32 protein-coding genes and 1 pseudogene are annotated in these 26,099 nt (G+C 67.1%); 20 read left to right on the top strand and 13 right to left on the bottom strand.

The annotated features are described in order from the left end of the window. Positions 1–17: 17 nt before the first annotated feature. Complete coding sequence (locus U1F38_RS12395) at positions 18–797, bottom strand: enoyl-CoA hydratase (protein ID WP_409987379.1); 780 nt, start codon at positions 795–797, stop codon at positions 18–20. Positions 798–919: 122 nt separating this feature from the next. On the opposite strand from U1F38_RS12395, the gene U1F38_RS12390 reads away from it, so the two are divergent. From U1F38_RS12390 to paaK, 3 genes are read left to right on the top strand one after another with little or no spacing between them, the layout of a single operon-like run. After that, on the top strand, positions 920–1,723 hold the full coding sequence (locus U1F38_RS12390; RefSeq protein WP_409987378.1) for an enoyl-CoA hydratase-related protein: 804 nt from the start codon (positions 920–922) through the stop codon (positions 1,721–1,723). Positions 1,724–1,725: 2 nt separating this feature from the next. Continuing rightward, the gene (paaI, locus tag U1F38_RS12385; RefSeq protein WP_409987377.1) at positions 1,726–2,184 is read left to right on the top strand and encodes a hydroxyphenylacetyl-CoA thioesterase PaaI; all 459 of its coding nucleotides are present in this window, start codon (positions 1,726–1,728) and stop codon (positions 2,182–2,184) included. Continuing rightward, positions 2,181–3,488, top strand: coding sequence for a phenylacetate--CoA ligase PaaK (gene paaK, locus U1F38_RS12380; protein ID WP_409987376.1), 1,308 nt, complete (start codon positions 2,181–2,183; stop codon positions 3,486–3,488). The genes paaI and paaK overlap by 4 nt, the downstream gene beginning before the upstream one ends. A gap of 200 nt (positions 3,489–3,688) precedes the next feature. Here the strand turns inward: paaK and U1F38_RS12375 are convergent, their stop codons facing one another. The 5 genes from U1F38_RS12375 to U1F38_RS12355 all read right to left on the bottom strand — a co-directional run bounded on the left by U1F38_RS12375 (position 3,689) and on the right by U1F38_RS12355 (position 9,762). After that, positions 3,689–4,855, bottom strand: a complete 1,167-nt coding sequence (locus tag U1F38_RS12375; RefSeq protein ID WP_409987375.1) for a DUF3108 domain-containing protein — start codon at positions 4,853–4,855, stop codon at positions 3,689–3,691. After that, the gene (locus U1F38_RS12370; RefSeq protein ID WP_409987374.1) at positions 4,840–6,642 is read right to left on the bottom strand and encodes a M61 family metallopeptidase; all 1,803 of its coding nucleotides are present in this window, start codon (positions 6,640–6,642) and stop codon (positions 4,840–4,842) included. Before U1F38_RS12370 ends, U1F38_RS12375 begins: the two co-directional genes overlap by 16 nt. Positions 6,643–6,831: 189 nt before the next feature. Then, positions 6,832–7,548, bottom strand: a complete 717-nt coding sequence (locus tag U1F38_RS12365) for a DsbC family protein (protein ID WP_409987373.1) — start codon at positions 7,546–7,548, stop codon at positions 6,832–6,834. A 60-nt stretch (positions 7,549–7,608) separates the two neighbouring features. Then, a complete protein-coding gene (locus U1F38_RS12360; RefSeq protein WP_409987372.1) occupies positions 7,609–8,736 on the bottom strand; it encodes an FAD-dependent monooxygenase in 1,128 nt (375 codons plus the stop codon). 69 nt (positions 8,737–8,805) lie between these two features. Beyond that, on the bottom strand, positions 8,806–9,762 hold the full coding sequence (locus U1F38_RS12355) for an alpha/beta hydrolase (protein ID WP_409987371.1): 957 nt from the start codon (positions 9,760–9,762) through the stop codon (positions 8,806–8,808). A gap of 167 nt (positions 9,763–9,929) precedes the next feature. Between U1F38_RS12355 and U1F38_RS12350 the strand changes: the two genes are divergently transcribed. The 14 genes and pseudogenes from U1F38_RS12350 to U1F38_RS12285 all read left to right on the top strand — a co-directional run bounded on the left by U1F38_RS12350 (position 9,930) and on the right by U1F38_RS12285 (position 20,323). Then, on the top strand, positions 9,930–10,799 hold the full coding sequence (locus tag U1F38_RS12350; RefSeq protein WP_409987370.1) for an MOSC domain-containing protein: 870 nt from the start codon (positions 9,930–9,932) through the stop codon (positions 10,797–10,799). Positions 10,800–10,997: 198 nt separating this feature from the next. Then, positions 10,998–11,276, top strand: coding sequence for a hypothetical protein (locus U1F38_RS12345; RefSeq protein WP_409987369.1), 279 nt, complete (start codon positions 10,998–11,000; stop codon positions 11,274–11,276). After that, a pseudogene (locus U1F38_RS12340) lies at positions 11,273–11,659 on the top strand (DUF1016 N-terminal domain-containing protein); the annotation flags it as partial. The gene U1F38_RS12345 and the pseudogene U1F38_RS12340, both read left to right, overlap by 4 nt. Before the next feature lie 32 nt (positions 11,660–11,691). Continuing rightward, positions 11,692–12,843 (top strand): ImmA/IrrE family metallo-endopeptidase, encoded by a 1,152-nt coding sequence (locus U1F38_RS12335; protein WP_409987368.1) that lies wholly within the window; start codon positions 11,692–11,694, stop codon positions 12,841–12,843. Continuing rightward, the gene (locus U1F38_RS12330; RefSeq protein WP_409987367.1) at positions 12,840–13,334 is read left to right on the top strand and encodes a DUF4411 family protein; all 495 of its coding nucleotides are present in this window, start codon (positions 12,840–12,842) and stop codon (positions 13,332–13,334) included. The genes U1F38_RS12335 and U1F38_RS12330 overlap by 4 nt, the downstream gene beginning before the upstream one ends. A gap of 439 nt (positions 13,335–13,773) precedes the next feature. Beyond that, complete coding sequence (locus tag U1F38_RS12325; RefSeq protein WP_409987366.1) at positions 13,774–14,058, top strand: Eco57I restriction-modification methylase domain-containing protein; 285 nt, start codon at positions 13,774–13,776, stop codon at positions 14,056–14,058. Beyond that, positions 14,019–14,891: an Eco57I restriction-modification methylase domain-containing protein gene (locus U1F38_RS12320; RefSeq protein ID WP_409987365.1), complete on the top strand. Its 873-nt coding sequence runs from the start codon at positions 14,019–14,021 to the stop codon at positions 14,889–14,891. The genes U1F38_RS12325 and U1F38_RS12320 overlap by 40 nt, the downstream gene beginning before the upstream one ends. 58 nt (positions 14,892–14,949) lie before the next feature. Continuing rightward, positions 14,950–15,849 (top strand): GIY-YIG nuclease family protein, encoded by a 900-nt coding sequence (locus tag U1F38_RS12315; protein ID WP_409987475.1) that lies wholly within the window; start codon positions 14,950–14,952, stop codon positions 15,847–15,849. Then, the gene (locus tag U1F38_RS12310; protein ID WP_409987364.1) at positions 15,846–16,148 is read left to right on the top strand and encodes a hypothetical protein; all 303 of its coding nucleotides are present in this window, start codon (positions 15,846–15,848) and stop codon (positions 16,146–16,148) included. The genes U1F38_RS12315 and U1F38_RS12310 overlap by 4 nt, the downstream gene beginning before the upstream one ends. A gap of 57 nt (positions 16,149–16,205) precedes the next feature. Continuing rightward, positions 16,206–16,796: a hypothetical protein gene (locus tag U1F38_RS12305; protein WP_409987363.1), complete on the top strand. Its 591-nt coding sequence runs from the start codon at positions 16,206–16,208 to the stop codon at positions 16,794–16,796. Next, entirely contained in the window at positions 16,793–16,972 is a 180-nt protein-coding gene (locus U1F38_RS12300) for a hypothetical protein (RefSeq protein ID WP_409987362.1), read from the top strand. The genes U1F38_RS12305 and U1F38_RS12300 overlap by 4 nt, the downstream gene beginning before the upstream one ends. Next, entirely contained in the window at positions 16,918–17,478 is a 561-nt protein-coding gene (locus U1F38_RS12295; protein ID WP_409987361.1) for a hypothetical protein, read from the top strand. Before U1F38_RS12300 ends, U1F38_RS12295 begins: the two co-directional genes overlap by 55 nt. Positions 17,479–17,669: 191 nt before the next feature. Beyond that, positions 17,670–18,764, top strand: a complete 1,095-nt coding sequence (ychF, locus tag U1F38_RS12290) for a redox-regulated ATPase YchF (protein ID WP_409987360.1) — start codon at positions 17,670–17,672, stop codon at positions 18,762–18,764. 2 nt (positions 18,765–18,766) lie between these two features. Further along, the gene (locus U1F38_RS12285) at positions 18,767–20,323 is read left to right on the top strand and encodes an AAA family ATPase (RefSeq protein ID WP_409987359.1); all 1,557 of its coding nucleotides are present in this window, start codon (positions 18,767–18,769) and stop codon (positions 20,321–20,323) included. 173 nt (positions 20,324–20,496) lie between these two features. On the opposite strand, the gene U1F38_RS12280 is transcribed toward U1F38_RS12285, so the two are convergent. Both U1F38_RS12280 and U1F38_RS12275 read right to left on the bottom strand, forming a co-directional pair. Then, positions 20,497–20,808, bottom strand: a complete 312-nt coding sequence (locus tag U1F38_RS12280) for a BON domain-containing protein (protein WP_409987358.1) — start codon at positions 20,806–20,808, stop codon at positions 20,497–20,499. Between the two features lie 52 nt (positions 20,809–20,860). Then, positions 20,861–21,226, bottom strand: a complete 366-nt coding sequence (locus tag U1F38_RS12275) for a glycine zipper domain-containing protein (protein WP_409987357.1) — start codon at positions 21,224–21,226, stop codon at positions 20,861–20,863. Between the two features lie 112 nt (positions 21,227–21,338). Between U1F38_RS12275 and U1F38_RS12270 the strand changes: the two genes are divergently transcribed. The 3 genes from U1F38_RS12270 (at position 21,339) to U1F38_RS12260 (ending at position 23,017) form a co-directional block, all read left to right on the top strand. Further along, positions 21,339–22,103 carry a BON domain-containing protein gene (locus tag U1F38_RS12270; protein WP_409987356.1) on the top strand — a complete coding sequence of 255 codons (765 nt, stop codon included), beginning with the start codon at positions 21,339–21,341 and terminating at the stop codon, positions 22,101–22,103. Between the two features lie 98 nt (positions 22,104–22,201). Beyond that, positions 22,202–22,363, top strand: coding sequence for a DUF1328 domain-containing protein (locus U1F38_RS12265; protein WP_409987355.1), 162 nt, complete (start codon positions 22,202–22,204; stop codon positions 22,361–22,363). Between the two features lie 99 nt (positions 22,364–22,462). Further along, positions 22,463–23,017, top strand: coding sequence for a ferritin-like domain-containing protein (locus tag U1F38_RS12260; RefSeq protein ID WP_409987354.1), 555 nt, complete (start codon positions 22,463–22,465; stop codon positions 23,015–23,017). A gap of 196 nt (positions 23,018–23,213) precedes the next feature. On the opposite strand, the gene U1F38_RS12255 is transcribed toward U1F38_RS12260, so the two are convergent. The 5 genes from U1F38_RS12255 to U1F38_RS12235 all read right to left on the bottom strand — a co-directional run bounded on the left by U1F38_RS12255 (position 23,214) and on the right by U1F38_RS12235 (position 26,009). Continuing rightward, positions 23,214–24,668: a dihydrolipoyl dehydrogenase gene (locus U1F38_RS12255; protein ID WP_409987353.1), complete on the bottom strand. Its 1,455-nt coding sequence runs from the start codon at positions 24,666–24,668 to the stop codon at positions 23,214–23,216. 42 nt (positions 24,669–24,710) lie between these two features. Beyond that, on the bottom strand, positions 24,711–24,884 hold the full coding sequence (locus tag U1F38_RS12250) for a DUF1328 domain-containing protein (protein ID WP_409987352.1): 174 nt from the start codon (positions 24,882–24,884) through the stop codon (positions 24,711–24,713). 83 nt (positions 24,885–24,967) lie between these two features. Next, positions 24,968–25,177 carry a CsbD family protein gene (locus U1F38_RS12245; RefSeq protein WP_409987351.1) on the bottom strand — a complete coding sequence of 70 codons (210 nt, stop codon included), beginning with the start codon at positions 25,175–25,177 and terminating at the stop codon, positions 24,968–24,970. An 85-nt stretch (positions 25,178–25,262) separates the two neighbouring features. Further along, entirely contained in the window at positions 25,263–25,580 is a 318-nt protein-coding gene (locus tag U1F38_RS12240) for a BON domain-containing protein (protein ID WP_409987350.1), read from the bottom strand. 57 nt (positions 25,581–25,637) lie between these two features. Further along, positions 25,638–26,009, bottom strand: coding sequence for a glycine zipper domain-containing protein (locus U1F38_RS12235; RefSeq protein ID WP_409987349.1), 372 nt, complete (start codon positions 26,007–26,009; stop codon positions 25,638–25,640). Positions 26,010–26,099: the final 90 nt, after the last annotated feature.

Genomic DNA, 26,099 nt, shown 5'->3' with positions numbered 1-26,099 from the left:
AGCTGGCGCGATTCGGCTCAGCGATTCTTGAACTGTGGCGCGCGCTTGTTGACAAAGGCATCCATGCCTTCCTTCTGGTCTGCGGTGGCAAACAGGGCGTGAAAGAGGCGCCGCTCGAACATCACGCCGTCGGCCAGGGCTCCCTCGAAGGCGCGGTTGACGCATTCCTTGGCGGCCATCGTGGCCAGGCGGCCAAAGCCGCAGATGGTCAGCGCTGCGGCCAGGGTTTCGTCCATCAGCTTGTCCAGCGGCACCACGCGGCTGACCAGGCCGGCGCGCTCGGCCTCCTCGGCATTCATCATGCGGGCCGTGAGTGCCATGTCCATGGCCTTGGCCTTGCCCACGGCGCGCGGCAGGCGCTGGGTGCCGCCGGCGCCGGGGATGATGCCCAGCTTGATCTCGGGCTGGCCGAACTTGGCGTTGTCGGCGGCGATGATGAAGTCGCACATCATGGCCAGCTCGCAGCCGCCGCCCAGGGCAAAGCCGCTCACGGCGGCGATCACCGGCTTGCGGATGCTGCGGATGGTTTCCCAGTCGCGCGTGATGTAGTCGTCGCCGTACACGTCGGCAAACGTGTAGGTGGCCATGGCGCCAATGTCGGCGCCGGCCGCAAAGGCCTTTTCGTTGCCGGTGATGACCATGCAGCCGATGGCGTCGTCGGCCTCGAAGGCCTTGAGTGCCTGGCCCAGCTCCACCATCAGCGCGGGGCTGAGGGCGTTGAGCTGCTTGGGACGGTTGAGCGTGATGATGCCGACGCGCTCGCCTTCGGTGCGCACGTTGATGAATTCGTAGGGCATGGGCGATTCCTCTGGGTTCGATGCCGTGAAATCAGCGACTATAGCGAGCCCGCCCGCGCCATCCGGTTACCCGACCAAGCGGTTGGTTAATGGTAGATTTCACGTTTCGGAGACAAGGCCCCATGAATCAACCCACTTCCACCGATGTTCTGTACGAGGAGCAGGGCGCCGTTGCCGTGCTCACGCTCAACCGGCCCGCATCGCTCAACAGCTTTACCCGCAGCATGCACCGCGCCCTGTGGTCGGCGCTGGACCGGGTCGAGGGCAACAAGGCCATTCGTGCCCTGGTGCTGACCGGTGCGGGGCGCGGCTTTTGCGCCGGCGCCGATTTGTCGGAATTCGACTTTGCCGACGGCCCCGATCTTGAAAAGCGCGCCGACCCGGGCCCGGTGATCGACCAGGCCTTCAACCCCACCACCCGCCGGCTGATGCAGGTGCGCGTGCCCACGGTGTGTGCCGTCAACGGCGTGGCCGCCGGTGCGGGCGCGTCGGTGGCGATGGCGTGCGACGTGACGATTGCCGCCCCCACGGCCAGCTTCATCCAGGCCTTCAGCAAGATCGGCCTGGTGCCCGACAGCGGCGGCACCTGGTTTTTGCCGCAGCGCGTGGGCCTGGCGCGTGCCATGGCGCTGTGCCTGACGGGCGACAAGCTGAGTGCGCAGGACGCCAAGGCCATGGGCATGATCTGGGACGTGCAGGACGATGCACTGGGCGCCGCCAAGGCGATGGCCGAGCGCCTGGCCGCCATGCCCACGCGCGCGCTGGTGGCCACGCGCCACCTGCTGCGCGGCGCGCACACGCACAGCCTGGACGAGCAGCTGGACATCGAGCGCGACATCCAGTCGCGCCTGGGCTTCACGCACGACTACATCGAGGGCGTGACGGCCTTTTTGCAAAAGCGCCCCGCGCAGTTCAGGGGCGAATGACGATGAGCGACGAAAACGCCCTGGCGCGCCGCGTGGGCGAGACCATGTTTGCGGCCGATCGCGCCTCGCGCGAGACCATGGGCATGGAACTGCTGGCCTGCGAGCCCGGCCGCGCCGTGATGCGCATGACGGTGCAAGCGCTGCACCTCAACGGCCACCAGATTTGCCACGGCGGCTTCATCTTCACCCTGGCCGATTCGACCTTTGCCTTTGCCTGCAACAGCCGCAACCACAACACCGTGGCGGCGGGTTGCAGCATTGAATTTTTGCGGCCCGCGCACGAGGGCGACGTGCTCACCTGCGAGGGCGTGGAGCAGGTGCAAAGCGGTCGCCATGGCGTGTACGACATGCGCGTGAGCGATCAGCACGGCCAGGTGGTGGCGCTGTTTCGCGGCAAGAGCGCGCAGATCAAGGGCCATGTACTGCCCGATGAAGTCCAACAACCGGAGACGCGCGCATGAACGCGAGCACCAAGACCTTCCCGCTGGAGCCGATCGAAAAAGCCAGCATCGACGAGCTGCGCGCGTTGCAATTGCAGCGCCTGAAGTGGTCGCTGGCGCATGCGTACGAGCATTCGCCGGTGTACAAGGCCAAGTTCGACGCCGCCGGCGTGCACCCCGACGACTGCAAGCAACTGTCCGATCTGGCCAGGTTCCCGTTCACCACCAAGCACGACCTGCGCGACAACTATCCGTTCGGCATGTTCGCCGTGCCGCGCGATCAGGTGGTGCGCATCCACGCCAGCAGCGGCACCACCGGCAAGCCCACGGTGGTGGGCTACACCAGGAAAGACATCGACACCTGGGCCGACGTGGTGGCGCGCTCGATCCGCGCCAGCGGCGCGCGGCCGGGCGACATGGTGCACGTGAGCTACGGCTACGGCCTGTTCACCGGCGGGCTGGGCGCGCACTACGGGGCGGAGCGCCTGGGCCTGACGGTGGTGCCCTTTGGCGGCGGCCAGACCGAAAAGCAGATCCAGCTGATCCAGGACTTCAAGCCCGACATCATCATGGTCACCCCCAGCTACATGCTGGCGATCTGCGAGCAGATCGAGCACATGGGGCTGGACCCGAAGGCGCTCAGTCTGCGCATCGGCATCTTCGGCGCCGAGCCCTGGACCAATGAGATGCGCCACGCCATCGAGCAGCGCGCCGGCATCGACGCGGTAGACATCTACGGCCTGTCGGAGGTGATGGGCCCGGGCGTGGCCAACGAGTGCGTGGAGACCAAGGACGGCCCCACCATCTGGGAAGACCATTTCTACCCCGAGATCATCGACCCCGACACCGGCGAAGTGCTGCCGGACGGCCAGGAGGGCGAGCTGGTCTTTACCAGCCTGACCAAGGAAGCGCTGCCCATCATCCGCTACCGCACGCGCGACCTCACGCGCCTGCTGCCCGGCACCGCGCGCACCATGCGCCGCATGCAGAAGATCACCGGCCGCAGCGACGACATGATGATCATCCGCGGCGTCAACGTGTTCCCCACGCAGATCGAGGAGCTGATCTTGAAGCGCCCCGAGCTTTCGCCCAACTACCAGTGCGTGCTGACGCGCGAGGGCCCGATGGACAACCTGAAGGTGGCCGTGGAAACCGCCCCGGGCCTGAGCCCCGAAGGCATCGAGGCGCGCGCCGCCGCCAAGCTGCTGCAGCACGAGATCAAGATCTACGTGGGCAGCAGCGTCGAGATCGAGCTGAAGGCCGAAGGCGGCATCGAGCGCAGCGTGGGCAAGGCGCGGCGGGTGGTGGATTTGCGCAAGAAGTAAGGCTGCGGGTGGGTGGGGCGCCGCCGGCCCTCACCCCAACCCTCTCCCGCAGGCGGGAGAGGGGGAACGATGGGGCTTTGCTCCCTCGCCCCTTTGGGGAGAGGGCTGGGGTGAGGGGCGCGGCGCGCCGTTCAACACCGCCATCAAAAGAGTTCGCAGCCCTTGACTGGCAAGCGCAAACAGCTATCAAATAAATAGTTTCACTGCTGCTCGATGGTCTCCACCATCAAGTCCATGTACGTGTCCGGCCCCTGCGTCAGGCGGATGCGCACGGGCAGGTACTGCACGGTGGGGGCGATCCAGATTTCGGCCTTGATGGGGCCGCGCGGCTTGTCCAGCGGGCGCGGCTTGAGGTGATAGGCCGGCACGGCGCCCAGGCGCGGCAGCTGCAGGGTGTCCTCGCCCACCACGTCGTAGGTCCATTCGTCGACGCCGCCGGGGCGGGCCAGCCACAGGCGGATTTCGGAGCCGGGCTTCAGCGCGGCCGGATCGGTGGCGAAACGGTGGCCCATTTCGACGAACTGGCTGGCGGTGTCCTGCACATCCCGCGGGCGCGGCACGCGCTCGCCGTTGTTCAGCCGCACGTCCTCGCCGATGCGCACGCCGCGCCGGCGCTGGCGCACCTGCTCTTCGTACACCTCGGGCGCCAGGCCTTGCTCGGTGATCTCGCCCTGGCTGGTCAAGCGCATGGACAGCAGCAGGCCCAGGTCGATCTGCACGCTGGCCTGGTAGCGCGTGCCCTGGCGCTGCCACAGCACCTGGGCGTTGCCGTGCAGCTCGCCGCGGTAGTTGCCGCCCAGTCGATAGGTCAGGCGCGTGTCGGCCGGCCACTGAGCCAGATAGGCCGGCGCCGCCGCGCTGGCGCCGGCTTGCGCCGGGACAGGGGCGGGTGCGGACGCGGCCGGCTCGGCGGGCGGTGTGGCGCTGGCGGCCTGGGCGGATTGCGTGGACTCGGGGGCCGATGCTGCCGCCAGCGCCTGGGATGCCGCGGGTTCGGGCTCCTGCGGCGGCGTTTGGACGGGACGCTCCATCGCAGGCGGTGCCTGGCTGGCGGCGGCGCGGGGCGGCGGTGGGCGCGCAGCCTTGCGTCGGGCGGCCTGCTGCGGGGTTTCGATGCGCGCGGTGGGTCGATCGGGCGCGGCCTCGGCCATGGGCGCCGGCGCCGTGGACTCGGGCGCCGGCGCCTGCACGCTGATGGTGCGGGTGTACATGGGCGCTGTCATGTGCGCCAGCAGGCTGGGCGCCTGCAAGAATTGCGAGAAAAACGCGATGGCCAGCGCGTGCAGCAGCAGCACGACCGCCAGGGTGACGAGCAGGGCCCGCCGATCGCCGCGGTCGATGGTGCGGGAGCTCAGCCGCCGGGCCACGGGGAGGGCGCGGGCTGGTCCTTGCGGGGCGCCAGGCGCCAGGTGGTCGCGGGCTCGGGCAGGGTGAGGGGCAGGCGCAGCAGGCGTTGATCGCGCGCGATGAGTGCGGTGACCTCGCGCACCGGGCCGGCAAACAGCGGGATGTCGTCCAGTCCGCTGAGGCGCCAGGCGTTGGTGGGCGCACGCCGGCCTTTGGCGTGGCCGCCCGACGCAGCCGGCACCGGCACTTCCAGGCCCAGCCATTCATCGCCAGCGGCCAGGCCGGCGGCGGCGGCGGGGCTGCCGGCCAGCACCACCTTGATGGTGATGCCGGCTTGCTCGCTCACGCGCAGGCCCAGCGCCTGCGCCAGCGGCGAGGGGTCTTGCAGCACCTCGATGCCATGGGCGGGAAGCAGCGTCTGCAAGGGCAGCTCATCGGTGCCATGCACCCAGGCGGCCAGCTCGGGCGCAAACGAGCGAGCGCCCCGCTCGGCCAGCACGGCGGCGACGTCGTCCTCGCGCAGCGGGCCGCCCTGGCAGCGCTGCCACAGCGCGCGCATGACATCGTCGAGCGTGGCATGGCCTTCGCCGCGCAGCGTCAGGTCCAGGCACAGCGCCACCAGCGCGCCCTTGGTGTAGTAGCTGATGGTGCTGTTGGGGGTGTTTTCGTCGGGCCGGTAGTAGCGCACCCAGGCGTCGAAGCTGGCCTGCGCCACCGACTGCGCGTGCCGCCCGGGCGCCTGCAGCACCTGGTTGGCGGTCTTGGTCAGCAGCTTGCAATAGGCGGCGTCGTCGATCAGGCCGGCGCGGCGCAGCAGCAGGTCGTCGTAGTAGCTGGTGAAACCCTCGAAGAACCACAGCAGCTCGGTGTAGTTCTCGCGCGTGTAGTCGTAGGGCGCGAACTCTGCGGGCTTCAGGCGCTTGACGTTCCAGGTGTGGAAGTACTCGTGGCTGATCAGGCCCAGCAGGGTGACGTAGCCATCGCCCACGGCGGCGGCCGTGTCGGGCGCGCCGATGCGCGGCAGGTCGGCGCGCTTGCAGATCAGGGCGGTGCTGGCGCGGTGCTCCAGACCGCCATAGGCGTCGTGCACGGCGCTCAGCATGAAGACGTAGCGATCGTGCGGCGGCGCGTCCTCGGGGTGCCACAGGCGGATGGCGGCTTCGCAGATTTTTTGCGCGTCGCGCAGCAGGCGCTCGCCGTCGAACGAGGCGGGTGCGCCGGCCACGACAAAGCGGTGCGGTACGCCGCAGGCGCTGAATTCGCCGCTCCAGAATGCGCCCATCTCGATGGGATGGTCAACCAGCTCGTCGTAGTCCGCGGCGGTGTATTGGCCAAAGCCGCGCGCATCCACGCGCCGGGGCGTCATGGCGCTGGCCAGGTGCCAGTCGGGGGCATCGGCCGGCGCTTGCACCGTCAAGGCGTGCGCGGCCTGCTCTTGTCCGTGCACGCGCAGCAGCAGGCTGGTGCCGTTGAAAAAGCCGCGCTCGGCGTCCAGCCAGGCGGTGCGCACCGAGGTATCGAATGCATAAACTTCATAGCGCAATACCAAGGCCTGGCGCGGGTCGCAAGTGATGGACCAGCTGCACTTGTCCAGCTGGCGCACGGTGCAGGCGGCGTCACCCTGCCGGGCCGTCAGCCCGTTCAGGTGGCGGGCAAACTCGCGCACCAGATAGCTGCCCGGAATCCACACCGGCAGCGACACCGTCTGCTCGGCCGCGGGTTTGGCGATGCGCAACTCGACGGCGAAAGAGTGGCCGTGCCGGTTGGCGACGTCAACGAAATAGTGGAGGTCCGGGGCAACGGTCATGAACCTGAGACGTTGGGGTGCTCATCCACTCGATGCGACGGCACTGCGGCAAACCCAAAGAGTCCGGAGGCCGCGGAGCAGGCCAGGCCAGCGATCGCCGTGGCCGGGGTTTCCCCGGCCAGGGGCGATGCCCCCTTCAGGGGGTGGGCGGAACATCGCGAAGCGAGTGGAGACTGGGGGTGTTTCACTTCAGCGCGCGAGCAGTTGCTCGATCTGCTGGGTGTTGATGGCGCCCGGCACACGGTGGCCGTCGACGAACACCAGGGTGGGCGTGCCGGTGATGTTGTATTTGCGGGCAAAGGCCACGTTGGCGTCGAGTGCGGCGGTGTCGCACTTGGCGCCGGCCTCCTTGGGCGCGACGTTGCGCAGCATCCAGTCGTCCCAGGTCTTGGCCTTGTCGCTGGCGCACCAGATGCGCCTGGATTTTTCGGTCGAATCGGCGCCCAGGATGGGGACCAGAAAGGTGTGCACCGTCACGTTGTCGATTTTTTCGAGGTCTTTCTCGAAGCGCTTGCAGTAGGGGCAGTTGGGGTCTTCGAACACCGCCACCTTGCGCTTGCCGTTGCCGCGCACCACGGTGAAGGCGTTTTTCAGCTGCAGGTCCTTGAAGTCGATGGCGGTGAGCTTGTTGATGCGCTCTTCGGTCAGGTTCTTGCGCGCGCGGGTGTCGATCAGCGCGCCCTGGATCAGGTAGTTGCCCTCGGGGTCGGTGTAGAAGATGTCGTTGCCGATGCGCACCTCGAACAGGCCGGGCATGGGGCTCTTGCTGATCTCGTCGATGCCGCTCAAACCGGGGATGCGCTCGGTCAGCGCCTTGCGGATGGTGGCCTCCTGCGCGGGGGCCAGCAAGGGCAGGGCCAGGGCCAGCAGGGCCAGGGCGCGGCGCAGGGTCGAGGGCAGGTTCATGGTCGTGGTTTGAAAAGGTCGATTCGAATATGGGCGGACACGATCAGAGTGGCAGGGCGCTCAGACGGTTCCCATCGCCAGCCTGGCGATGCGTGATTTGAGGGGGCCGCTGTGCTCGAAGAGCGTCATGCCCCAGTTGCGCAGCGCGCCGGCCAGCGGCCCGGGCTGGCCGAACAGCAGCTGCAGCCCGTCGGTGGCCAGGCGCATGCGCAGCCACTCGCCCTGGCGTGCGCGCTCGTAGCGGCGCAGCAGGCGCAGGTCCGCCAGGCCGCGCCAGGCCTCGCGCGCGCCCAGCACGCGCGCCAGCTCGGCGGCGTCGCCCAGGCCCACGTTCAGGCCCTGGCCGGCCAGCGGGTGCATGGCGTGGGCGGCGTCGCCGGCCAGCGCAAAACTCTCGCCCGCGCGGCCAGGCATGGCGCCCACCCAGCGGCGGGCGTGGGCCAGCACCAGTGGCCAGCTGGCGCGCGCGCCCTTGACTTGCAGCGCGCCCAGGGCCGCGCCGCTCAATTCGTGCAGATGGGCGGCCAGCGTGGCGTCGTCCCAGTCGGTGATGGCCGCGGCGCGCTCGCTGGGCACGGACCACACCACCGCCACCTCGCGCCCGGCCGGGCCGCCCAGCGGCAGGAAGGCCAGGATGTCGCCCTCGGGCGTGAACCACTGGCGCGCGATTTGCTCGTGCGCCCGCTCGCAATCCAGCCGCGTCGCGATGGCCTGCTGCGGATAGCGCACGCTGTCGAAGTCCACGCCCAGCTCGGCGCGCGTGGCGCTGGCGCGGCCCTCGCACACCACCGTGAGCGGCGCGGCCACCGGCGCGCTCACCACGTCGATGTGGCCCTGGTATTGCACGGCCTGCGCCAGTTGCTGCTCCAGCGCCGGCACGTCCACGATCCAGTTCAGCGCCGCAACGCCCTGCTCGGCGGCGCTGAAATGCACGTGGCCCTGCCCGTCGGCCTGCACCTGCATGGCCAGCACGGGGGTGGCCGCGGATTCGGCCGGCCAGCAGCGCAGCGACTGCAGCAGCGCCTGTGACGCGGGGCTGAGCGCGTAGGCGCGCACGTCGGCATGGCCGGGCGTGGCCGCGGTGGGTGCCACCAGCGCCACGCGCAGCCGCTCGCGCGCCGCCAGCAGCGCCAGCGTGCGCCCGACGATGCCGGCGCCGCGAATGCAAAGATCGTGCTCGAAGGCCATGGGCCGATTGTATGAAGGCGCGGTGGCGGCGCGCGTGCGGGCGGACCGCCTGGCGCCCGTGGCGTCAGTCTATGGCGTCGCGGCCAGCACCTTCTGCAGAAAACCGTGCAGCGCCGCCTGGTAGCGCTGCGGGTCTTCCGACCAGGATTCGACATGCCGCGCGTGGGTGCGCACATAGGTCATGTCAGGGCGCAGGCGCTTCAGTTCGTCGCTGATGCCGATGGGCACCAGGGCGTCCGTGTCGCCGTGCGCATCGAACAAAAAGCGCGGCCGGGTGGCAAACACGGGCAAGGTCAGGGTGTCGTCCAGGTCGATGCCCACCCGCCACGGCGTGATCTGCGTGGCCACCCAGGTCACCGCGCCGCTCAGCGGCAGGTGCTTGCTTTCAACGAAGTGCCGCAAGGTGGCGCGCAGGTCCAGCGCCGGGGCGTCCAGCACCGCCGCGGTGACGTCTGCGGCCTGGGGCGAGTGGCGCAGGTACTGCCCGATGATGGCACCGCCCATCGATTGGCCGGCCAGGATGATGCGGCGCGCACCGAGGCGCCGCGCGGTCTGGACCGCGGCGTCCAGGTCGCGCCACTCGCTCAGGCCGAAGCGGTAGAGGCCGTCGGGCGAGCGCGGCGCGCCGGCGTCGTTGCGGTAGGCCAGAAGCAAGGTGGTGATGCCCAGGGGACGCGCCACGCTCATGACGCGGTAGCCATCCTCGCGGACGGCGCCGATGCCGTGAACGTAGATCATCCAGGTGGCGCTGCGGCCGGACGCGGGCGGCACCACCCAGGCGGGCAGGGGCCCCAGCTCGGACGAAATCGAGATGGTTTCGAACGACCAGCCGAAGGCGCGCTCAGGGTCGCCGTCGTAGTCCAGCGCCAGCGGGTCGCGCGTTTGCAGCGGCGGGTTGGTGAACGGCCCGCCCACCGTGACCATTTGCTTGACGCCGCTGGACAACTGCCAGCCAATGCCGGCGCAGTAGGCGGCGAGCGCCAGCAGCGCGATGGCGACGAGCCAGCTGAACAGTTTGCGGGTCATGGGCGATGCAGGGGGTTGCGGCGCGGGTGCCGGGCGGTCATGGTAGCGCGCGAGGCCGCAAGATGGGTCCGGGCCGGTCGGCTCGATCCGCATCGTTGCCCGCATGCAGCCGGGTGTCGGTTGCCGTTGCGCCGACAATGACGGACTTTCTGCCCGCTCCCATCATCATGTCGCAGCCCGAACCCGATGTGCGCGCCCGCGTGGCGCGCTTGTTTGTCTACCCCGTCAAGTCCTGCGCCGGCGTGGAATTGAACGAAGCGCTGGTGGCCGAGACCGGGCTGGACCTGGACCGCAGCTGGATGGTGGTGGACGCCCAGGGCCAGTTTTTGACCCAGCGCGAATGGCCGCGCATGGCGCTGATCCGCCCGCAGATCAAGACCAGCGAGGTGGTGCTGCGCGCGCCCGGCATGCTGGCGCTGCACCTGGGGCTGAACGAGGTCGAGCGCCCCCTGCGCGTGCGCGTGTGGAAGGACGAGGTCGATGCCTGGGACATGGGCGACATCGCCAGCCAGTGGTTCAGCGATTTTCTGGGCCAACCCGGCCTGCGCCTGGCGCGCTTTGACCCCGAGGTGCGGCGCCTGTCCAGCCTGCAATGGACGGGCGGCGTGGAGGCCGTCAACCAGTTTGCCGACGGCTACCCGTTCCTTGTCACCAGCGAGGCCTCGCTGGCCGAGCTCAACCGCCGCCTGCAGGCCGCCGGCCACGCCGCCGTGGGCATCGAGCGCCTGCGGCCCAACCTGGTGCTGGCCGATGTGCAGGCGCACGACGAGGACCGCCTGGCCGAGCTGCGCATCGCCACGGCCGAGGGCGAGGTGATCCTCAAACCTGTCAAGCCCTGCGCGCGCTGCCCCATCCCCAACATCGACCCGCAAACCGCCGAGAGCAGCCCCGAGGTGCTGGCCATGCTGAGCCAGTACCGCGCCGATGCGCGCGTGGACGGGGCACTGACCTTTGGCATGAACGCCATCATCGGCGACGGCGTGGGTCGCACGCTGCGCGTAGGGGATGCGGTGGCGGCGGACTGGCGGTTTGATTGAGACTGCCAAATCGATAGCTGTTTGCGCAGGATGGGCGGGCGCTGGCGGCCGATTTGGCTTGTCATATCGAGCGACTTTTTGCCAAGGCCTGTCGGTAGAATCGTTCAAGCGCATGCAAGGTGTTTTCGTGTCACCTCAAAGCAAGCATCCAATCGGTGAGGACCTGTCTGCCGTTGCCGTTCGAAGCCAAGCATCTCGATGAGCCTTGTCAAATCCAAACAGCGCGTCGCCGACCACGGAGAGGTGTTCACCCCGCCGTGGCTGGTCGAGGCCACCTTTGCCGAATGGGGCTATCTGGGCAAGGGCAAATTCCTGCGGCGCGACTTCCGGTTCGACGTGCTCACGCATTCATCGGCCTTCAGTGCCGAGGACTCGCTGTTCGCCCACCTCGGCAAGCATGAAATCTTCACCCCGACCCAGGAGCACCCGCCCATGACCGTGGCTGACCTGGCGCGAATGGAGGGCGAGAACCCATGAGCGGGCGAGCGCCAAAACTCAGCGCACCGCCCGAGGGCTACGCCGACTGGCTGGCCGAGCTGAAAACCCGCATCCACAGCACCCAGCAACGCGCGGCGCTGGCGGTCAACCGCGAGCTGGTGCTGCTCTACTGGCAGATCGGCCGCGACATCCTCGCGCGCCAGGCCCGGCAAGGCTGGGGCGCCAAAGTCATCTTGCGACTGTCGCAAGACTTGCGCGTTGCGTTTCCGGATATGAAAGGGTTCTCACGCGCCAATCTGATGTACATGCGCGCGTTCGCCGAAGCATGGCCAGATGCTGAAATTGTCCAACAGGCTGTTGGACAATTGCCGTGGGGCCATAAGCCCATGCTGCTGTCCGTCATGAACATGGCTGAATCGAGGCCCTGGCCCAAGCACCGGTCTGAGGCTGCCTCATGAATACCGTACCCGCATCCATTCCCGTCATTCAATGGGCTGCGCAACGCGCAGGACTGGATGGTGCCGCTCTGACCAAGCACTACCCGAAGTGGCCGCTGTGGCTCAGCGGCGAAGCGCAGCCCACCCTGCGACAGCTGGAGGACTTCGCCAATCGCACGCATACCGCCATCGGCTACTTCTTCCTGCCGCAACCTCCGAGCTTGCCGCTGCCGATCCCGGACTTCCGCACCCTGCACGACGAAGTGATCAGCGAACCCAGCAGCAACCTGCTTGACACAATCTACCTGTGCCAACAGCGGCAAGACTGGTTCCGCGATCACGCACGGCTTCATGGCTTCCCGAAACTTCCCTTTGTCGGCAGTGCCACCATCCAGGAAACCCCTGAATCCGTGGCGCAGCAGATGCGAGAGACATTGGCGCTGGCTGCCGAGGGGCGGCAACGCCTTTCCACGTGGACAGAGGCGCTGCGTCAGTTGATTGCCAGGGCCGAAGAGGCAGGCGTCATGGTGATGGCGACCTCGGTCGTGGGCAGCAACAGCCATCGCAAGCTGGACGTTGGCGAATTCCGTGGTTTTGCATTGGCGGATGATCTGGCGCCATTGATCTTTCTGAACGGCTCGGACAGCAAGTCCGCGCAGATGTTCACCTTGGCCCACGAGCTGGCGCATCTCTGGCTGGGGGCTTCGGGAGTGTCCGATGTTGAAACCGGGCGCGTGCCGGAGCAGCGGGTCGAGCGCTGGTGCAATCAGGTGGCGGCGGAACTGTTGATGCCCATGCAAGCGCTGCGCGCCGCGCATGAGCCGGGAATGCCTCTTGTGCAGGAAATTCAGCGGCTGGCACGTCTGTTCAAGGTCAGCACGCTGGTGGCACTGCGCCGCCTGTTCGATGCGGGGTACATCAATCAAGCCGTGCTTTGGCAGCACTACCGCGAGGAACTCGATCGGCTGCGTACGCTGGAGCGCAAAGACAGCGGCGGTGGTGACTTCTACAACTCGCTGGGCGCTCGCACGAGCAAGCGCTTTGCCCGCGCCATTGTGTCCAGCACTCTGGAAGGACTGACCCCCTTCACGGATGCCTTTCGCATGCTCGGCGTGCGCAAAACCGAAACCTTTTACGAAGCTGCACGCGAGCTTGGGGTGACGGCATGAGCTACCTTCTGGATGCCAATGTCTTTATCTCCGCCAAGAACCTGCATTACGGCCTGGACTTCTGTCCTGCGTTCTGGGATTGGCTGATTCACAAAGGAAACACCGGCACCGTGTTCAGCATCGACAAGGTGGCCGACGAAATTGCTGCAGGCAGCGATGCCTTGTCCACTTGGGCGGTCGATCACGGCAGCAACCTGTTTCGCCGTACACCCGCATCCCTGGCAGCGCAGTTCGGACAAGTCAGCGCCTGGGCGACCAGTCAGCATTTCGCGCCCGCCGCCATCAATACCTTTTTGCAAGTGGCTGACTTCTACCTGGTGGCGTATGCGCTGGCTGGCGACCATGTGCTGGTGACGAACGAGACACCCGCCACATCGAACGCACGCATCAAGATTCCGAATGCATGCCTTGGGCTTGGTGTGCGCTACATGACGCCGTTCCAGATGCTGCGCACAGAACAGGCCCGGTTTGTTCTGAGGCCACAAGCATGAGCACGGAGAAATCCGGATTCTCCCTGCGCGGGCGCAACCCCGACGTGCTGACCTGCATTGCCAACCTGAGCAACGACGAGGTGTTCACCCCGTCCGAGTTTGTGAATCGCATGCTGGACACCGAGGCCCAGGCCTGGGCCGCCGGCCACGGCGGCGCGGATATTTGGGCCGGCCCGACGGTGCGCTTTCTTGACCCCCGCACCAAGTCCGGCGTGTTCCTGCGCGAAATCACCACGCGGCTGACGCAAGGGCTGGCGGGCCGGATGCCGGACGCGTCACTGAGCTACACCGGCATTGGAGCCACGACGGGCTGTACGACACGGTGGTGGCGCTGGAGTGACGTGCCAGCCTGTCAACCCTGCGATGCAAGCACGCCCAGGGCGCGCATTCGATTGCCAGGTCGTTTGCCAGCGACGCGGGCAACATCTGGTTCGAGCGCGTGGAGCACGCGTGGGACGGCGACAAATGCACGTTCTGCGGGGCCAGCAAAAAAACGCTGGATCGCGGCGAGGCGATGGAAACGCACGCCTATGCGTTCATTCATGCCGGCGACATCCAGGCGCGCATCAAAGAGATTTTTGGAGGCAGCATGCAGTTCGACGTGATCATTGGGAATCCGCCGTATCAGCTCGGCGATGGCGGCGGCGGTGGCGGTGCGTCTGCTACCCGATCTATAACCTGTTCGTGGATGCAGCGTTGGCACTGGAGCCTCGCTATGCGGTGATGATTACGCCATCGAGGTGGTTCTCGGGCGGTAAGGGACTGGACGATTTCCGCGATCGGATGTTGCGCGATCATCGTTTCGTCAAGTTGGTCGATTTTCCGCAGTTGTACGACGTATTTCCTGGCGTAAAAATCCGGGGTGGTGTCTCTTACTGGCTGTGGGGGAGAGAGCATGACGGCGGGTGCGAGGTCGTCACCATGATCGGGAATGAAGTGATCGGACAGCCAGTAGTGCGAATGCTGGATGCCTATGATGTTCTGGTTCGCAGAAACGAGGCTGTCCGCATACTCGACAAGGTGACGGGATACCGGGTAAAGGGCAAGCCCGAGACAAACCTTGGAGGGCAAGTTTCGGCGAGAAAGCCGTTCGGACTTACGAATCAACGCGGCAAGCCCACAACGACTGGCGTCAAGAATCCGATTCTAATTTTCGGCAATCAGGTCACATCCTATTTGCCGAGAGCTGCGATCACCAACAACGCAGATTGGATTGATGCGTGGAAAGTCTTGCTCGTAAAGGCGCATGGTACGAGCGGACGTGATGACGTCACCATTCTTGGTGAACCCGTGGTGGCCGGGCCAGGCTCGGCATGCACAGAGACGTATCTTGTCATTGGCGTTTGCGCGTCAGAGGACGAGGCGCGAAACCTTGCCGCATACATGCGGACACGGTTCGTGCGGTTCCTCGTTTCACTTCGGAAAATAACGCAGAACATTACGCGCGACTCTTACAAGTTCGTACCCGCGTTGCCCATGGATCGTCTTTGGACGGATAAGGCCTTGTTCAAACGATATGGGATCGACGAGGACCAAGTTGCGTTTGTCGATTCCTGATCACAGAGCGACCTTCCAACGATGCGGCTGGCGACGAGGACGACGATGAGTAAAACCCATCGACGAAATCCTCGCCCCCAAACCGACGGCGCGCCCGCGCATCTACGCCTATTCCATTGCCGACGCCGCGCACAAGGGCTTGCTCAAGGTCGGGCAAACCGCGCGCGAGGTAAAGCAGCGCATCGCCGAGCAGGTAAAGACCGCGGGTGTGACGGTCAAGATTGAGCTGGATGAACCCGCCGAGCGCGACGACGGCAGCTTCTTCCGTGACCATGACGTGCGTGCCGCGCTGATTGCGAAGAAACACGAAAACGTGACCGGCGTTGGCCGGGAATGGATGCGCTGCACCGTGGCGGACGTGAAAACCGTGCTGACCGAGCTGCGCACGGGCCAAAAGCTGACGGGTGCGCGCCACGAGCGCTTTGCCATGCGCGCCGAGCAGGCTGAGGCGGTGCGGTTGACGCACGCCTACTACCGCTCGCGCTGGGCGGAGGATGCGCGCGCGGTGCCGCGCTTTCTGTGGAACGCCAAGATGCGCTTTGGCAAGACCTTCAGCACCTACCAGCTCGCCAAAGAGCTGGGCGCCCGGCGCGTGCTGGTGGTGACCTTCAAGCCCGCCGTCGAGGATGCATGGCAGACCGACCTGGAGAGCCACCTCGATTTCGAGGGCTGGCAGTACCTGTCCAAGGCGTCGGGGCGCGACCCCACCCAGATCGACAAAGCCAAGCCGGTGGTGTATTTCGGCTCGTTTCAGGACCTGCTGGGGCGTGACCGCGCGACGGGCGCGATCAAGCCGCGCAACGAATGGCTGCACACGGTGAATTGGGATTTGGTGGTGTTTGACGAATACCACTTTGCGCGTGGCGCGACACGGCCCGGGAGCTGTTCGAGGGCGAGGACGAGGCCGACGCCAGGAAGGAAACCAAGCTCGAATACGCGGCCGACCTGGACGGGGTGAACGACGACCTGGAGGTGCTGACCGAGAAGGACGCCGACTTTCTGCCCATCACCACCCGCGCGTACCTGTACCTGTCGGGCACGCCGTTCAGGGCGCTGGCCACGGGCGAGTTCATCGAAGAACAAATCTTCAACTGGACCTACACCGACGAGCAGCGCGCCAAGGAAGCGTTTGCCGCAAAGCACCCGGGCCAGTGGAACCCTACGGTGCGCTGCCGCAGATGCGGCTGCTCACCTACCAGATGCCCGATGAACTGCTGGCCGTGGCCAGCGCGGGCGAGTTCGACGAGTTCGACCTGAACGAGTTTTGCCGCCACTGGCACGGGCGGGGCGGCCAGGTTCAAGCACCTGGACGATGTGCAGAAGTGGCTGGACATCATCCGCGGGGCCTACATGCCCCGCACAGCCGAACACCTGAAGACCGGCACCCGCCCGCCCTTTCCGTATTCGGACACGCGCTTGCTGCCCTACCTGCAGCATTCGTTCTGGTTCTTGCCCAATGTGGCGGCGTGCCACGCCATGGCAAACCTGCTGGCCGCAAGGCACAACGTGTTCTGGCACGACTACACCGTGGTCACGGCCGCGGGGGCGGGCGCCGGCATTGGCCTGGAGGCGCTGCCGCCGGTGCGCGCGGCCATTGGCAGCGGCTTTGACAGCAAGACCATCACGCTGTCGTGCGGCAAGCTGACCACCGGCGTGACGGTGGCGCAGTGGTCGGCCATCCTGATGCTGCGCAACCTCAAGTCGCCCGAGACCTATTTCCAGTCAGCGTTTCGGGTGCAGTCGCCGTGGTCGATCAAGAACCCCAACGGCGACAACCCGAATGAGGAAGATGTGCTCAAGCCGGCGTGCTTCGTGTTCGACTTTGCGCCCACGCGCGCGCTGCGCCAGTTGTCGGAATACGGCATCGGCCTGTCGCCGAACGAGCCCAACCCGAGACGGCGGTGAAGGACCTGGTGTCGTTCTTGCCGGTGCTGGCCTACGACGGCGCCAACATGACGCAGATCGACGCCGGCGGCATTCTGGACATTGCCATGTCGGGCACCTCGGCCACGCTGCTGGCGCGCAAGTGGAAAGCGCGCTGCTGGTCAACGTGGACAACGACACGCTGCGGCGCGTGCTGAACGACGCCGATGCCATGGCCGCCGTGGAGCGCATCGAGGGCTGGCGCGCGCTGGGCGACAACGTGATCGAGACCATCATCAACAAGGCCGAGAAGATCAAGGCGCTGAAGAACAAAGCCAAGGACGGCAAGCTGACCGAAAAGGAAAAAAGGCAGCTCACCGAGGAAGAAAAGGAATTCAAAGCTAAGCGCCGGCTGGTGCAGGAAAAGCTGATCAAGTTCGCCACGCGCATCCCGGCCTTCATGTACCTGACGGACTTTCGCGAGAACACGCTGCAGGATGTCATCACCAAAATCGAGCCGGACTTGTTCCAGATCGTGACCGGCCTGACGGTGGCGGACTTTCACCTGCTGGTTCGGCTGAAGGTTTTCAACACCGAGCAGATGAACCAGGCGGTGTTTGCCTTCAGGCGCTACGAAGATGCGTCGCTGCGCTACACCGGCATCGAGAGTCATGAGGGGCTGACCCACGTCGGGCTGTACGACACCGTGGTGGCACTGGAGTGACGCGCCAGCCTGTCAACCCTGCGATGCAGGCCATCGCCTGCAACATCGGTCGGGTCGATTCCATTTTGATAGCTGCTTGCGCTTGATTGACGGGCGCTGCGGGCCTATTTAGCTCATAAACCGCCAGCGGATGCACTCTCGCCGCGCCGGTACAATCACCGCTTTCCCCGAATCCATCCGAGACCTGCGCCATGAGCCTGCAATGCGGCATCGTGGGCCTGCCCAACGTGGGCAAGTCCACCCTTTTCAACGCCCTGACCAAGGCCGGCATTGCCGCCGAAAACTATCCCTTTTGCACCATCGAGCCCAACACCGGCGTGGTCGAGGTGCCTGATCCGCGCCTCGCGCAACTGGCCGAGATCGTGGGGCCCGAGCGCATCGTGCCGGCCATCGTCGAGTTTGTGGACATTGCCGGCCTGGTGGCCGGCGCCAGCAAGGGCGAGGGCCTGGGCAACCAGTTTCTGGCGCACATCCGCGAGACGGACGCGATCGTCAACGTGGTGCGCTGTTTCGAGGACCCCAACGTCATCCACGTGGCCGGCAAGGTCGATCCGATCTCGGACATCGAGGTGATCCAGACCGAGCTGTGCCTGGCCGATCTGGGCACGGTCGAGAAGGCCGTGCAGCGCTACGGCAAGGCGGCCAAGAGCGGCAACGACAAGGAAGCCGCCGCCATGCTGAAGGTGCTGGCACCCGTGCAGGCGGCACTGAACGAGGCCCGGCCGGTGCGCACGCTCGCGCTATCCAAAGAAGAGCAGGCGCTCATCAAGCCGCTGTGCCTGATCACCGCCAAGCCGGCGATGTTCGTCGGCAACGTGGCCGAGGACGGCTTCGCGAGCAACCCTTTCCTGCAGCGCCTGCAGGATTACGCCGCCAGCCAGCACGCGCCCGTGGTGGCGATCTGCGCCAAGCTGGAGGCCGACATGGCCGAGATGGGCGACGAGGACAAGGCCATCTTTCTGGAGGAAATGGGCCAGACCGAGCCGGGCCTGAACCGCCTGATTCGCGCCGCCTTCAAGCTGCTGGGCCTGCAGACCTACTTCACCGCCGGCGTCAAGGAAGTGCGCGCCTGGACCATCCACATCGGCGACACCGCGCCGCAGGCGGCCGGCGTGATCCACGGCGACTTCGAGCGCGGCTTCATCCGCGCGCAGACCATCGCCTTCGACGACTTCATCACGTATCAGGGCGAGCAGGGCGCCAAGGACGCCGGCAAGATGCGCGCCGAGGGCAAGGAGTACGTGGTGAAGGATGGGGACGTGATGAACTTCCTGTTCAACGTCTGAACGTGTCTGCCGCCGCGCCGCCGTCGGCCGATCCGCCCGCCGTGGCGGCCGGTGCGCGGGTGGTGCGCCAGCTGTGCCCGGCGCGCGCGGGGGCGCATTGCGTCGAGACACACATCTCCTGGGTGCTGCTGGCGGGCGATGATGCGTACAAGATCAAGAAGCCGCTCAAGCTCGACTTTCTGGATTTCAGCACGCTCGAGCGGCGCCACGCGGCCTGCCTGGAAGAGCTGCGCATCAACCGCCGCACGGCGCCGACGCTTTATCTGGACGTGGTGCCCATCACCGGCCACCCCGATGCGCCCGAGATCGGCGGCGCCGGCCCGGTGCTGGACTGGGCGGTGCACATGCGCCGCTTTCCCACCCGCGCCGAATGGCAGGACATGGCGGCGCGCGGCGAGTTGCAAGGCACGCACATCGACGCGTTGGCGCACCAGTTGGCGGCGCTGCATGCCGGCGCGGCGCGCGCCGCACCCGATGGGCCTTTCGGGCAGCCGCAGGCGCTGGCCCGCCTGGTCAACGACAACTTTCCCCCGCTGGTGCGCCTGCTGGCCGGCACGCCCCACGCGGCCGAGCTGCACGCGCTGGCCCGCTGGTGCCGGGCCGAGGCGACGCGCCTGGCGCCGCTGATGGCCGAGCGCCTGGCCGGCGGTTGGGTGCGCGAGTGCCATGGCGATCTGCACCTGGGCAACCTGCTGTGGCTCGATGGCCAGGCCGTGCTGTTCGACGCGCTCGAGTTCGACCCTGCGCTGCGCTGGATCGACGTCATGGCCGACGTGGCCTTCGTGTTCATGGACCTGCACGCGCATGCCCTGGCGCCGCTGGCCTGGCGCCTGCTGAACGCCTGGCTCGACGAGACGGGCGACCACGCCGGCGTCGCGCTGCTGCCATATTGCAGCGCCTATCGCGCGCTGGTGCGCGCCAAGGTGGCGGCGCTGCGCGCGGGCACGGCGGATGACGCGCATGCCCAGGAGGCCGTGCGCTACCTGCGACTGGCGTGCCAATTCAGCCAGGCGCGCGCACCCGTGCTGTGGCTGGCCAGCGGCGTATCGGGCAGCGGCAAGAGCAGCCAGAGTCAGGCGCTCATCGAGCAGCGCGGGATCGTCGCGCTGCATTCCGACGTCGAGCGCAAGCGCCTGTTCGGCCTGGCGCCGCGCGCGTCGAGCGCGGGCGTTGCCGGCGGCATCTACACGTCCGACGCCAGCGCGCGCACCTATGCCGAGCTGCGCGCACGCGCACGCGCCGTGCTGGGCGCCGGCCAGCCGGTGCTGGTGGACGCGACCTTTCTGCAGCGCGCGCACCGCGGCGCATTCATCGCGCTGGCGCGCGAACTCGGGGTGCCCTGCCGCATCCTGCTGTTCGACGCGCCCGAGCCGGTCCTGCGCGAGCGCGTGCGCCGGCGCGCGGCCGCCGGCGGCGACCCCTCCGAAGCGACCGAAGCGGTGCTGACGCGCCAGCTTGCCGAGCGCGAACCGCTCAGCGCCGCCGAAGCGGCCCTGGCGTGGCCGGTGGACACCCGCACGGCGGTGGACTGGGCGCAGCTGCCGCCCGCTTGGCGTTGATGGTCAAACGGCCCTGCAGCCCTTGCGAATATTGCGCGAAGGACTATTAAAAATATAGCTGTCGCGCAAACGCGGGCCGCCGATCGACGCTGGAGCGCGCGGCGCGCGAGGCATGACGGGGGCGGCAACGTGCGCTGCGCCCGCCGGGGCGCCGCCGCGCGCAAAGCCTGTCGTCAGCGCACCACCAGGTTGTTGCGCACCTTCCTGACGCCCTTGACCGCGCCAGCGATCTGTTCGGCGCGGTCGCGCTCGGCGTTGCTCTTGGCAAAACCGCTCAGGGCCACTTCGCCATGCAGGGTTTGCACGTTGATGGCGCCGGCGTTGACGCTGCTGTCGCCCACCAGCTTGGCCTTGACCTCGGCGGTGATCGCGGCGTCATCGACATAGGCGCTGGTGGACTCCTGGCCGCGCACGACGGAGCAGCCGGTGGTGACCAGGGTGGCGCCGACGAAGGCGGCCAGAAGCAGGGCGCGGGTGGCTTTCATGGAGAGGCTTTCATCCGGTTGAAAGCCGAAATGATGCCACGGCCGCGGCCCCCTACCGGCGCCGGCCCAGCAGCAGGGCCAGCGCGGCGCCCGCGGCGGCGGCAATGGCCATGGACTTGAAGGGCTTTTCGGCGACGTAGGCACTGGTCTGTTCGGCCACTTCCGAGAGCTTGTCGCGTGTCTGCTGGCTGGCATCGGCCGCGGCGGCCTTGCCGCGTGCGGTCAGCTCGTGCACCTGCGCCGACAGCGACTCGATCGTCGGTTGCAGGTCGTCGCGCAGGCTGTGCAGCTTGGCGCTGGCCTTGTCGATGGCTTGGTTCACGCGCGCACGGGTTGCTTCGGCGGTGTCGGCGGCATGCCGGGCGTCGGGTGCGGTCGTGGCGTCGTCGCGGGGATCGATGGCGGGATCGTGGCTCATGCAAAGGCTCCAGGTCGGTGGTGGATGAATTTTTGCGCGCGCCATCGTCGCGCGGACGTCGGCGCCAGGCACTCCCCCATATGGGGTCGGCGCACGCCATTGCAAGCGCCCCATGCCCGCCCTCAGCCGACAGCCTCTGATGTCGATGTCCTACAGGCAGCGGACGCGGTGGCGACTAAATTGTTTGTGTCCTTCACGGAAACAAGGAAATCCCATGAAAGTCCGATTCATTCAGTCTGCCGCCGCTGTTGCCGCCATGGCCGCCCTGGGTTGCGGCGCGGCCATGGCGCAATCGAGCGCCCAGCCCACCACACCGGCTCCGGCAACGCCCATGGCGCAGCCGATGACACCCGGCACGCCTGCCGGCACCGCACCAAGCAACGGCGTCAAGAACGAGCACCCCGTCGCCGACGCGGTGATCACGACTCAGGTCAAGGCCGAATTGGCGAAAACCGACGGTTTGAAAAGTTCGAGCGTCTCGGTGTCCACCCACAACGGCGAGGTGATGCTGAGCGGCACCTTGCCCAGCGACATCGAGGTCAAGAAGGCCGAAGCGGCCGCCAAGAGCGTCAAGGGCGTCACGGGCGTCAACATGGCGTCGCTGAAAGTCGATCCCAAGGGCGCCTCCACAGCCGACCAGTCGTCGAGCGCGGGCGAGGCGGTGACCGATGCCTGGATCACCACCAAGGTCAAGGCCGAGCTGGCGACCGCCGACGGCGTCAAGAGCACCCGCGTGTCGGTCGAGACCAATGACGGGGTGGTCACGCTCACCGGCGTGCTGCCCACGCAAACGGCCGTCCAGAAAGCCGAGACGGTCACCCGCGCCGTCAAGGGCGTGAAGAAGGTGGACGCCGCAGGCCTGAAGGTCAAGGGCTGACGCACGCGCCCGCTGCGCTTCGGCGGCGCGCGGCATGCGCGCCGCCGGCGCACGTGGCGGGCTGATCCAGATGTTCACGCATCACCCAAGGAGCCATCATGTTGCACTACGCTGTCGTTTTTTTGATCGTTGCGCTGGTCGCCGGATTCTTCGGCTTTTTCGGCATCGCCGGCCTGGCGGCCGAAATCGCCAAGATCCTGTTCATCGTCTTCCTGGTCCTGTTCGTCGTCTCGCTGGCCTTCGGCCGCCGGCGACCTTGACCATCACCTCGGCGAGGGCTCGGCTGCGCATGCCAGCGGTCGCAGGGGTCGCGCGCTCGCCAACGCAACCCGATCCCAACCGAACCCAAGGAGAACGACATGGCCAAGACCGTCCATGCCCACCCAACCCCCTCGATGGCGCTCGATGAGAATGCCATCGCCAGCGCCGCGCGCGAGCGCCTGCACGACGGCGCGGTGACACCCAGCATCGCGCCCTATGCCAAGGACATCTGCAAGCTGCTCAACGACGCGCTGGCCACCGAGTGGGTGTGCGTGCTGCGCTACCGGCGCCACTACTTCACCGCCAAGGGGATCGCCTCCGAGCCCATCGCGGCCGAATTTCTGGTGCATGCCAACGAAGAACTGAGTCACGCCGATCGCCTGGCCGAGCGCATCGTTCAGCTCGGCGGCGAGCCGATGCTCGATCCCGACAGCCTGAAGGCGCGCAGCCACGCCGACTACGACGAGTCGCTCGATCTCAAGGCCATGATCCGCGCCAACCTGGTGGCCGAGCGCATCGCGGTGGAGGTCTACCGGCAGCTCATCGCGCTGATCGGCGACAAGGACCCCAGCACGACCCACTTGCTGCGCGCCATCCTGGCAGACGAGGAAGAGCACGCCGACGACCTGTCGGATTGGCTGGACAAGTCCTGAGCCGGCGCGCAACCGGCGTTGCGCCCACCCTGATCGGCGCGGTGTTGCGGCGGACGCCTTGCGTTGCGGATGGTCAAATTTGCACTTGGTGCAAGACCACCGCTACCCCCGGGCGCAATCCCGGTCGTCCGCATGGTCGAAGTGCAACAGGCGCGCCAAGCAAGGAACGTGATCGAGCCTTGCGCCGTGCCCGCGCTCAGGGCGCGCTCGCCTTGTCCTGCGGGGCGAGCGGCAAGACGCCCAGCGGATGGCTGGCACCGCTGTCGATCTGCCGCACGATGTCCTGCAGCGCCGACTGCAGCATCTCTTCCAGCGTCGGGTGATAGAACACGCCGGCCAGCAGGTCGCGCGCGGTTTCGCGCCGCTGGACGGCCCAGGCCAGCCATTGCCCCAGATGCTCGCCGCCGGCCGTCACCATCGACGCGCCCAGCAGCCGGCCGCTGCCCGCGTCGGCATAGACCCGCAGCAGGCCGTGCGTGCTGTCCTCGATGATGGCGCGGCCGTTGCGCGCGGCCTCGGCGCTGCCGACCACGATGCGATCGGCATCCAGCTCGTCCCATGCCGCACCCACGGTCACCACATCCGGCGCGCAAAACGCAATGCCGAGCGGCACCTTGCGCGCAAAGCGCAGGGGCGTTTCGACGCAGGCGTTGTAGCCGGCGATGGCGCCCTGATCGGCGGCCTCGTGCAGCAGCGGGCGATCGGCGTTGGCGTCGCCCGCAATGAACACCGGCAGTTCTCCGAGCTGCAAGGTGGCACGGTCGAACACCGGTATGCCCTTGCGGTCCAGCGGGACGCCGGCTTCGTCCAGGTCCAGGCCGTCGACGTTGGCCTGCCGCCCCAGCGCGGCCAGCAGGACATCGACCGTTTCCGATTGCTCGCCCGCCGTGATCCGCACGCCATCGCGTGCCCGCTCGACCCGCGCTTGGGCGCCCAGCCACAAGGGCGTGAGGTGATCGAAGCATTCGCGGGCCCGGCTGGCGATCTGTGGGTCGCTGATGCCGGCCACGCGGGCGGCCTGATCGGCACCGATCACCCGCACGCCCAGCCGCGCCAGCGCCACGCCCATTTCCAGGCCCACCGCGCCCAGCCCCAGCACCCCCACGGAGCGCGGCAGCGTTGGCAGATCGAACAGTTCGTCGGTGGTGACGGTGCGCTCGCGCACGCTGTCCAGGAACCGCGGCAGGACCGGGCGCGAACCCGTCGCGATGATCACGCGCCGCGCATGCAGATGCAGCGCGCCCTCCGGCGTCTCGATTTCGATGAGGGTCGGCTCGATCAGCCGGGCGCGCCCGTGCAGCAGCCGTTCACCCGCCGCCTGACGCGCCTGGTCGGCCGCGCTGGCGGCAAAGTGCGCGCGCTGCCCGCGCACGTGCGCCCAGGCCGCCTGCAGATCGATGTCGAGCTGGTCGACGCCGGTCACGCCCAAGGCGGTGAGCTGCCGGCGCGCCGCCCAGACGGCTGCGGCGTGCAAGGCGGATTTGGACGGCATGCAGCCCACGCGGGCGCAGGTTGTGCCCAGCGGACCGTGGTCGATCAGGTAGAAGTCCTTGTTGGCACGGCGCACTTCGCGCAGCGCATGCAGGCCCGCCGTGCCGGCGCCGATGATGGCGACGTCGGTCTGGATGCGGGATGGAGTAGTCGTGCCCATGGTCGGTTCGCGTGCGGCCTGGCCGGCTCCCGCCTCAGCCTCTCAGGCCACCGCGCCCACGCCCGTGAGCGCCACCACGATCAGGATGACGGTGATCGCCACGAACAGGAAGAACAGCAGCTTGGCCACGGACGCCGTGCCCGCGCTGATGCCGGTAAAGCCCAACACCCCGGCAATGACCGAGACGATGGCAAAGATGATGGCCCACTTGAGCATGTCGATCTCCCGCGCGACACCCGTGCCGCGTGACGGCTTAAAAAAAAGGAGGCCGGGGACAGGCCTCCTGAAACGGTACGCGCTTACCAGATGTACCGCGACTGCTTTTCCCAGTCGGAGACTTGCTTCTCTGCGTCGTCCCTGGCGATGCCGTGGCGCTCCTGGATCTTGCCGACCAGCTGGTCGCGCTTGCCGGCGATCACGTCCAGGTCATCGTCGGTCAGCTTGCCCCACTGCTCCTTGACCTTGCCTTTGAATTGCTTCCAGTTGCCCTTGATGGTGTCTTCATTCATGGTGATTTCCTTTTCGATGGGGGTGCCGAGGTCAGGTCGCTGATTTGCTGCGGGCACCGCGCGTGCAAAAGAGCGTGGATGTGCGTCAGGGACGCACGACGAGGTTGTTGTGCACGCTGCGCACGCCTTTCACGTCGCGTGCGATCTGGCCGGCGCGGTCGCGCTCGGTGGTGCTCTTCGCAAAGCCGCTCAGGGCCACTTCACCGTGCATGGTCTGCACGTTGACGGCGCCGCCGTCCACCGCCTTGCTGTCGATCAGCTTGGCCTTGACTTCGGCCGTGATGCTCGCGTCGTCGGCATAGGAACTGACCGATTCCTGGCCGCGGATGACCGAGCAGCCGGCAACGGTGGCCAAGCTGGCGCCGACGCATGCGGCGAGAATCAGGGTACGAACGGGTTTCATGGACTTTCTCCTTCTCTTGTGGGGGATTCGGTTGACGGGTGGGATATGGGCCGGCCGTCAGCGGCGGCGCCACAGCATGGCCAGCAACGCGCCAGCGGCGGCCGCCAGGGCCATCGCCTTGAACGGCTTTTCAGCCACGTAGGCGCTGGTGTGGTCCGACGCTTCGGCGAGCTTTTCGCGGGCGAGGTCTCGGGTTTCGGCGGCGGCCGCCATGCCGCGCGCCGCCATGTCCTGCACCCGGCTGGACACGGCTTCGATGGCGGGCTGCATATCGTCGCGCAGGGTGGTGACACGGCTGCTGGCCTTGTCCAGGGCGTCGTTGGCCAGCTCGCGCGTGGCGTCGATGCCGCTTTGCGCGTTGGCGGCCAGCCGGTCGGTGGCTCGGGCGGCGGTGCGGGCGACCTGTTCGATGGGTTGTTTGTTGCTCATCACGTGTGTGCTTGGGTTGATGGGGCCGGCGGGTGGGGCTGTGCTGCACCCCCTGTTCTCGACGGCATGGCCCAAGCGTAGGTGTCGGCG

It is taken from the genome of Ottowia sp. (assembly GCF_046348305.1).
In the GTDB taxonomy this organism is placed as follows: Bacteria; Pseudomonadota; Gammaproteobacteria; order Burkholderiales; family Burkholderiaceae_C; genus Ottowia.
Note: the sequence above shows the minus strand (reverse complement) of the source record. Positions and strands in the feature narration are given on the sequence as shown.

What these genes read in the sequence shown, in the direction of transcription:
- U1F38_RS12395 (WP_409987379.1), bottom strand. Translation starts at nt 797, where the DNA reads ATGCCCTACGAATTCATCAACGTGCGCACCGAAGGCGAGCGCGTCGGC.
- U1F38_RS12390 (WP_409987378.1), top strand. Translation starts at nt 920, where the DNA reads ATGAATCAACCCACTTCCACCGATGTTCTGTACGAGGAGCAGGGCGCC.
- paaI (WP_409987377.1), top strand. Translation starts at nt 1,726, where the DNA reads ATGAGCGACGAAAACGCCCTGGCGCGCCGCGTGGGCGAGACCATGTTT.
- paaK (WP_409987376.1), top strand. Translation starts at nt 2,181, where the DNA reads ATGAACGCGAGCACCAAGACCTTCCCGCTGGAGCCGATCGAAAAAGCC.
- U1F38_RS12370 (WP_409987374.1), bottom strand. Translation starts at nt 6,642, where the DNA reads ATGACCGTTGCCCCGGACCTCCACTATTTCGTTGACGTCGCCAACCGG.
- U1F38_RS12365 (WP_409987373.1), bottom strand. Translation starts at nt 7,548, where the DNA reads ATGAACCTGCCCTCGACCCTGCGCCGCGCCCTGGCCCTGCTGGCCCTG.
- U1F38_RS12360 (WP_409987372.1), bottom strand. Translation starts at nt 8,736, where the DNA reads ATGGCCTTCGAGCACGATCTTTGCATTCGCGGCGCCGGCATCGTCGGG.
- U1F38_RS12355 (WP_409987371.1), bottom strand. Translation starts at nt 9,762, where the DNA reads ATGACCCGCAAACTGTTCAGCTGGCTCGTCGCCATCGCGCTGCTGGCG.
- U1F38_RS12350 (WP_409987370.1), top strand. Translation starts at nt 9,930, where the DNA reads ATGTCGCAGCCCGAACCCGATGTGCGCGCCCGCGTGGCGCGCTTGTTT.
- U1F38_RS12345 (WP_409987369.1), top strand. Translation starts at nt 10,998, where the DNA reads ATGAGCCTTGTCAAATCCAAACAGCGCGTCGCCGACCACGGAGAGGTG.
- U1F38_RS12335 (WP_409987368.1), top strand. Translation starts at nt 11,692, where the DNA reads ATGAATACCGTACCCGCATCCATTCCCGTCATTCAATGGGCTGCGCAA.
- U1F38_RS12330 (WP_409987367.1), top strand. Translation starts at nt 12,840, where the DNA reads ATGAGCTACCTTCTGGATGCCAATGTCTTTATCTCCGCCAAGAACCTG.
- ychF (WP_409987360.1), top strand. Translation starts at nt 17,670, where the DNA reads ATGAGCCTGCAATGCGGCATCGTGGGCCTGCCCAACGTGGGCAAGTCC.
- U1F38_RS12280 (WP_409987358.1), bottom strand. Translation starts at nt 20,808, where the DNA reads ATGAAAGCCACCCGCGCCCTGCTTCTGGCCGCCTTCGTCGGCGCCACC.
- U1F38_RS12275 (WP_409987357.1), bottom strand. Translation starts at nt 21,226, where the DNA reads ATGAGCCACGATCCCGCCATCGATCCCCGCGACGACGCCACGACCGCA.
- U1F38_RS12270 (WP_409987356.1), top strand. Translation starts at nt 21,339, where the DNA reads ATGCCCGCCCTCAGCCGACAGCCTCTGATGTCGATGTCCTACAGGCAG.
- U1F38_RS12265 (WP_409987355.1), top strand. Translation starts at nt 22,202, where the DNA reads ATGTTGCACTACGCTGTCGTTTTTTTGATCGTTGCGCTGGTCGCCGGA.
- U1F38_RS12260 (WP_409987354.1), top strand. Translation starts at nt 22,463, where the DNA reads ATGGCCAAGACCGTCCATGCCCACCCAACCCCCTCGATGGCGCTCGAT.
- U1F38_RS12255 (WP_409987353.1), bottom strand. Translation starts at nt 24,668, where the DNA reads ATGGGCACGACTACTCCATCCCGCATCCAGACCGACGTCGCCATCATC.
- U1F38_RS12250 (WP_409987352.1), bottom strand. Translation starts at nt 24,884, where the DNA reads ATGCTCAAGTGGGCCATCATCTTTGCCATCGTCTCGGTCATTGCCGGG.
- U1F38_RS12245 (WP_409987351.1), bottom strand. Translation starts at nt 25,177, where the DNA reads ATGAATGAAGACACCATCAAGGGCAACTGGAAGCAATTCAAAGGCAAG.
- U1F38_RS12240 (WP_409987350.1), bottom strand. Translation starts at nt 25,580, where the DNA reads ATGAAACCCGTTCGTACCCTGATTCTCGCCGCATGCGTCGGCGCCAGC.
- U1F38_RS12235 (WP_409987349.1), bottom strand. Translation starts at nt 26,009, where the DNA reads ATGAGCAACAAACAACCCATCGAACAGGTCGCCCGCACCGCCGCCCGA.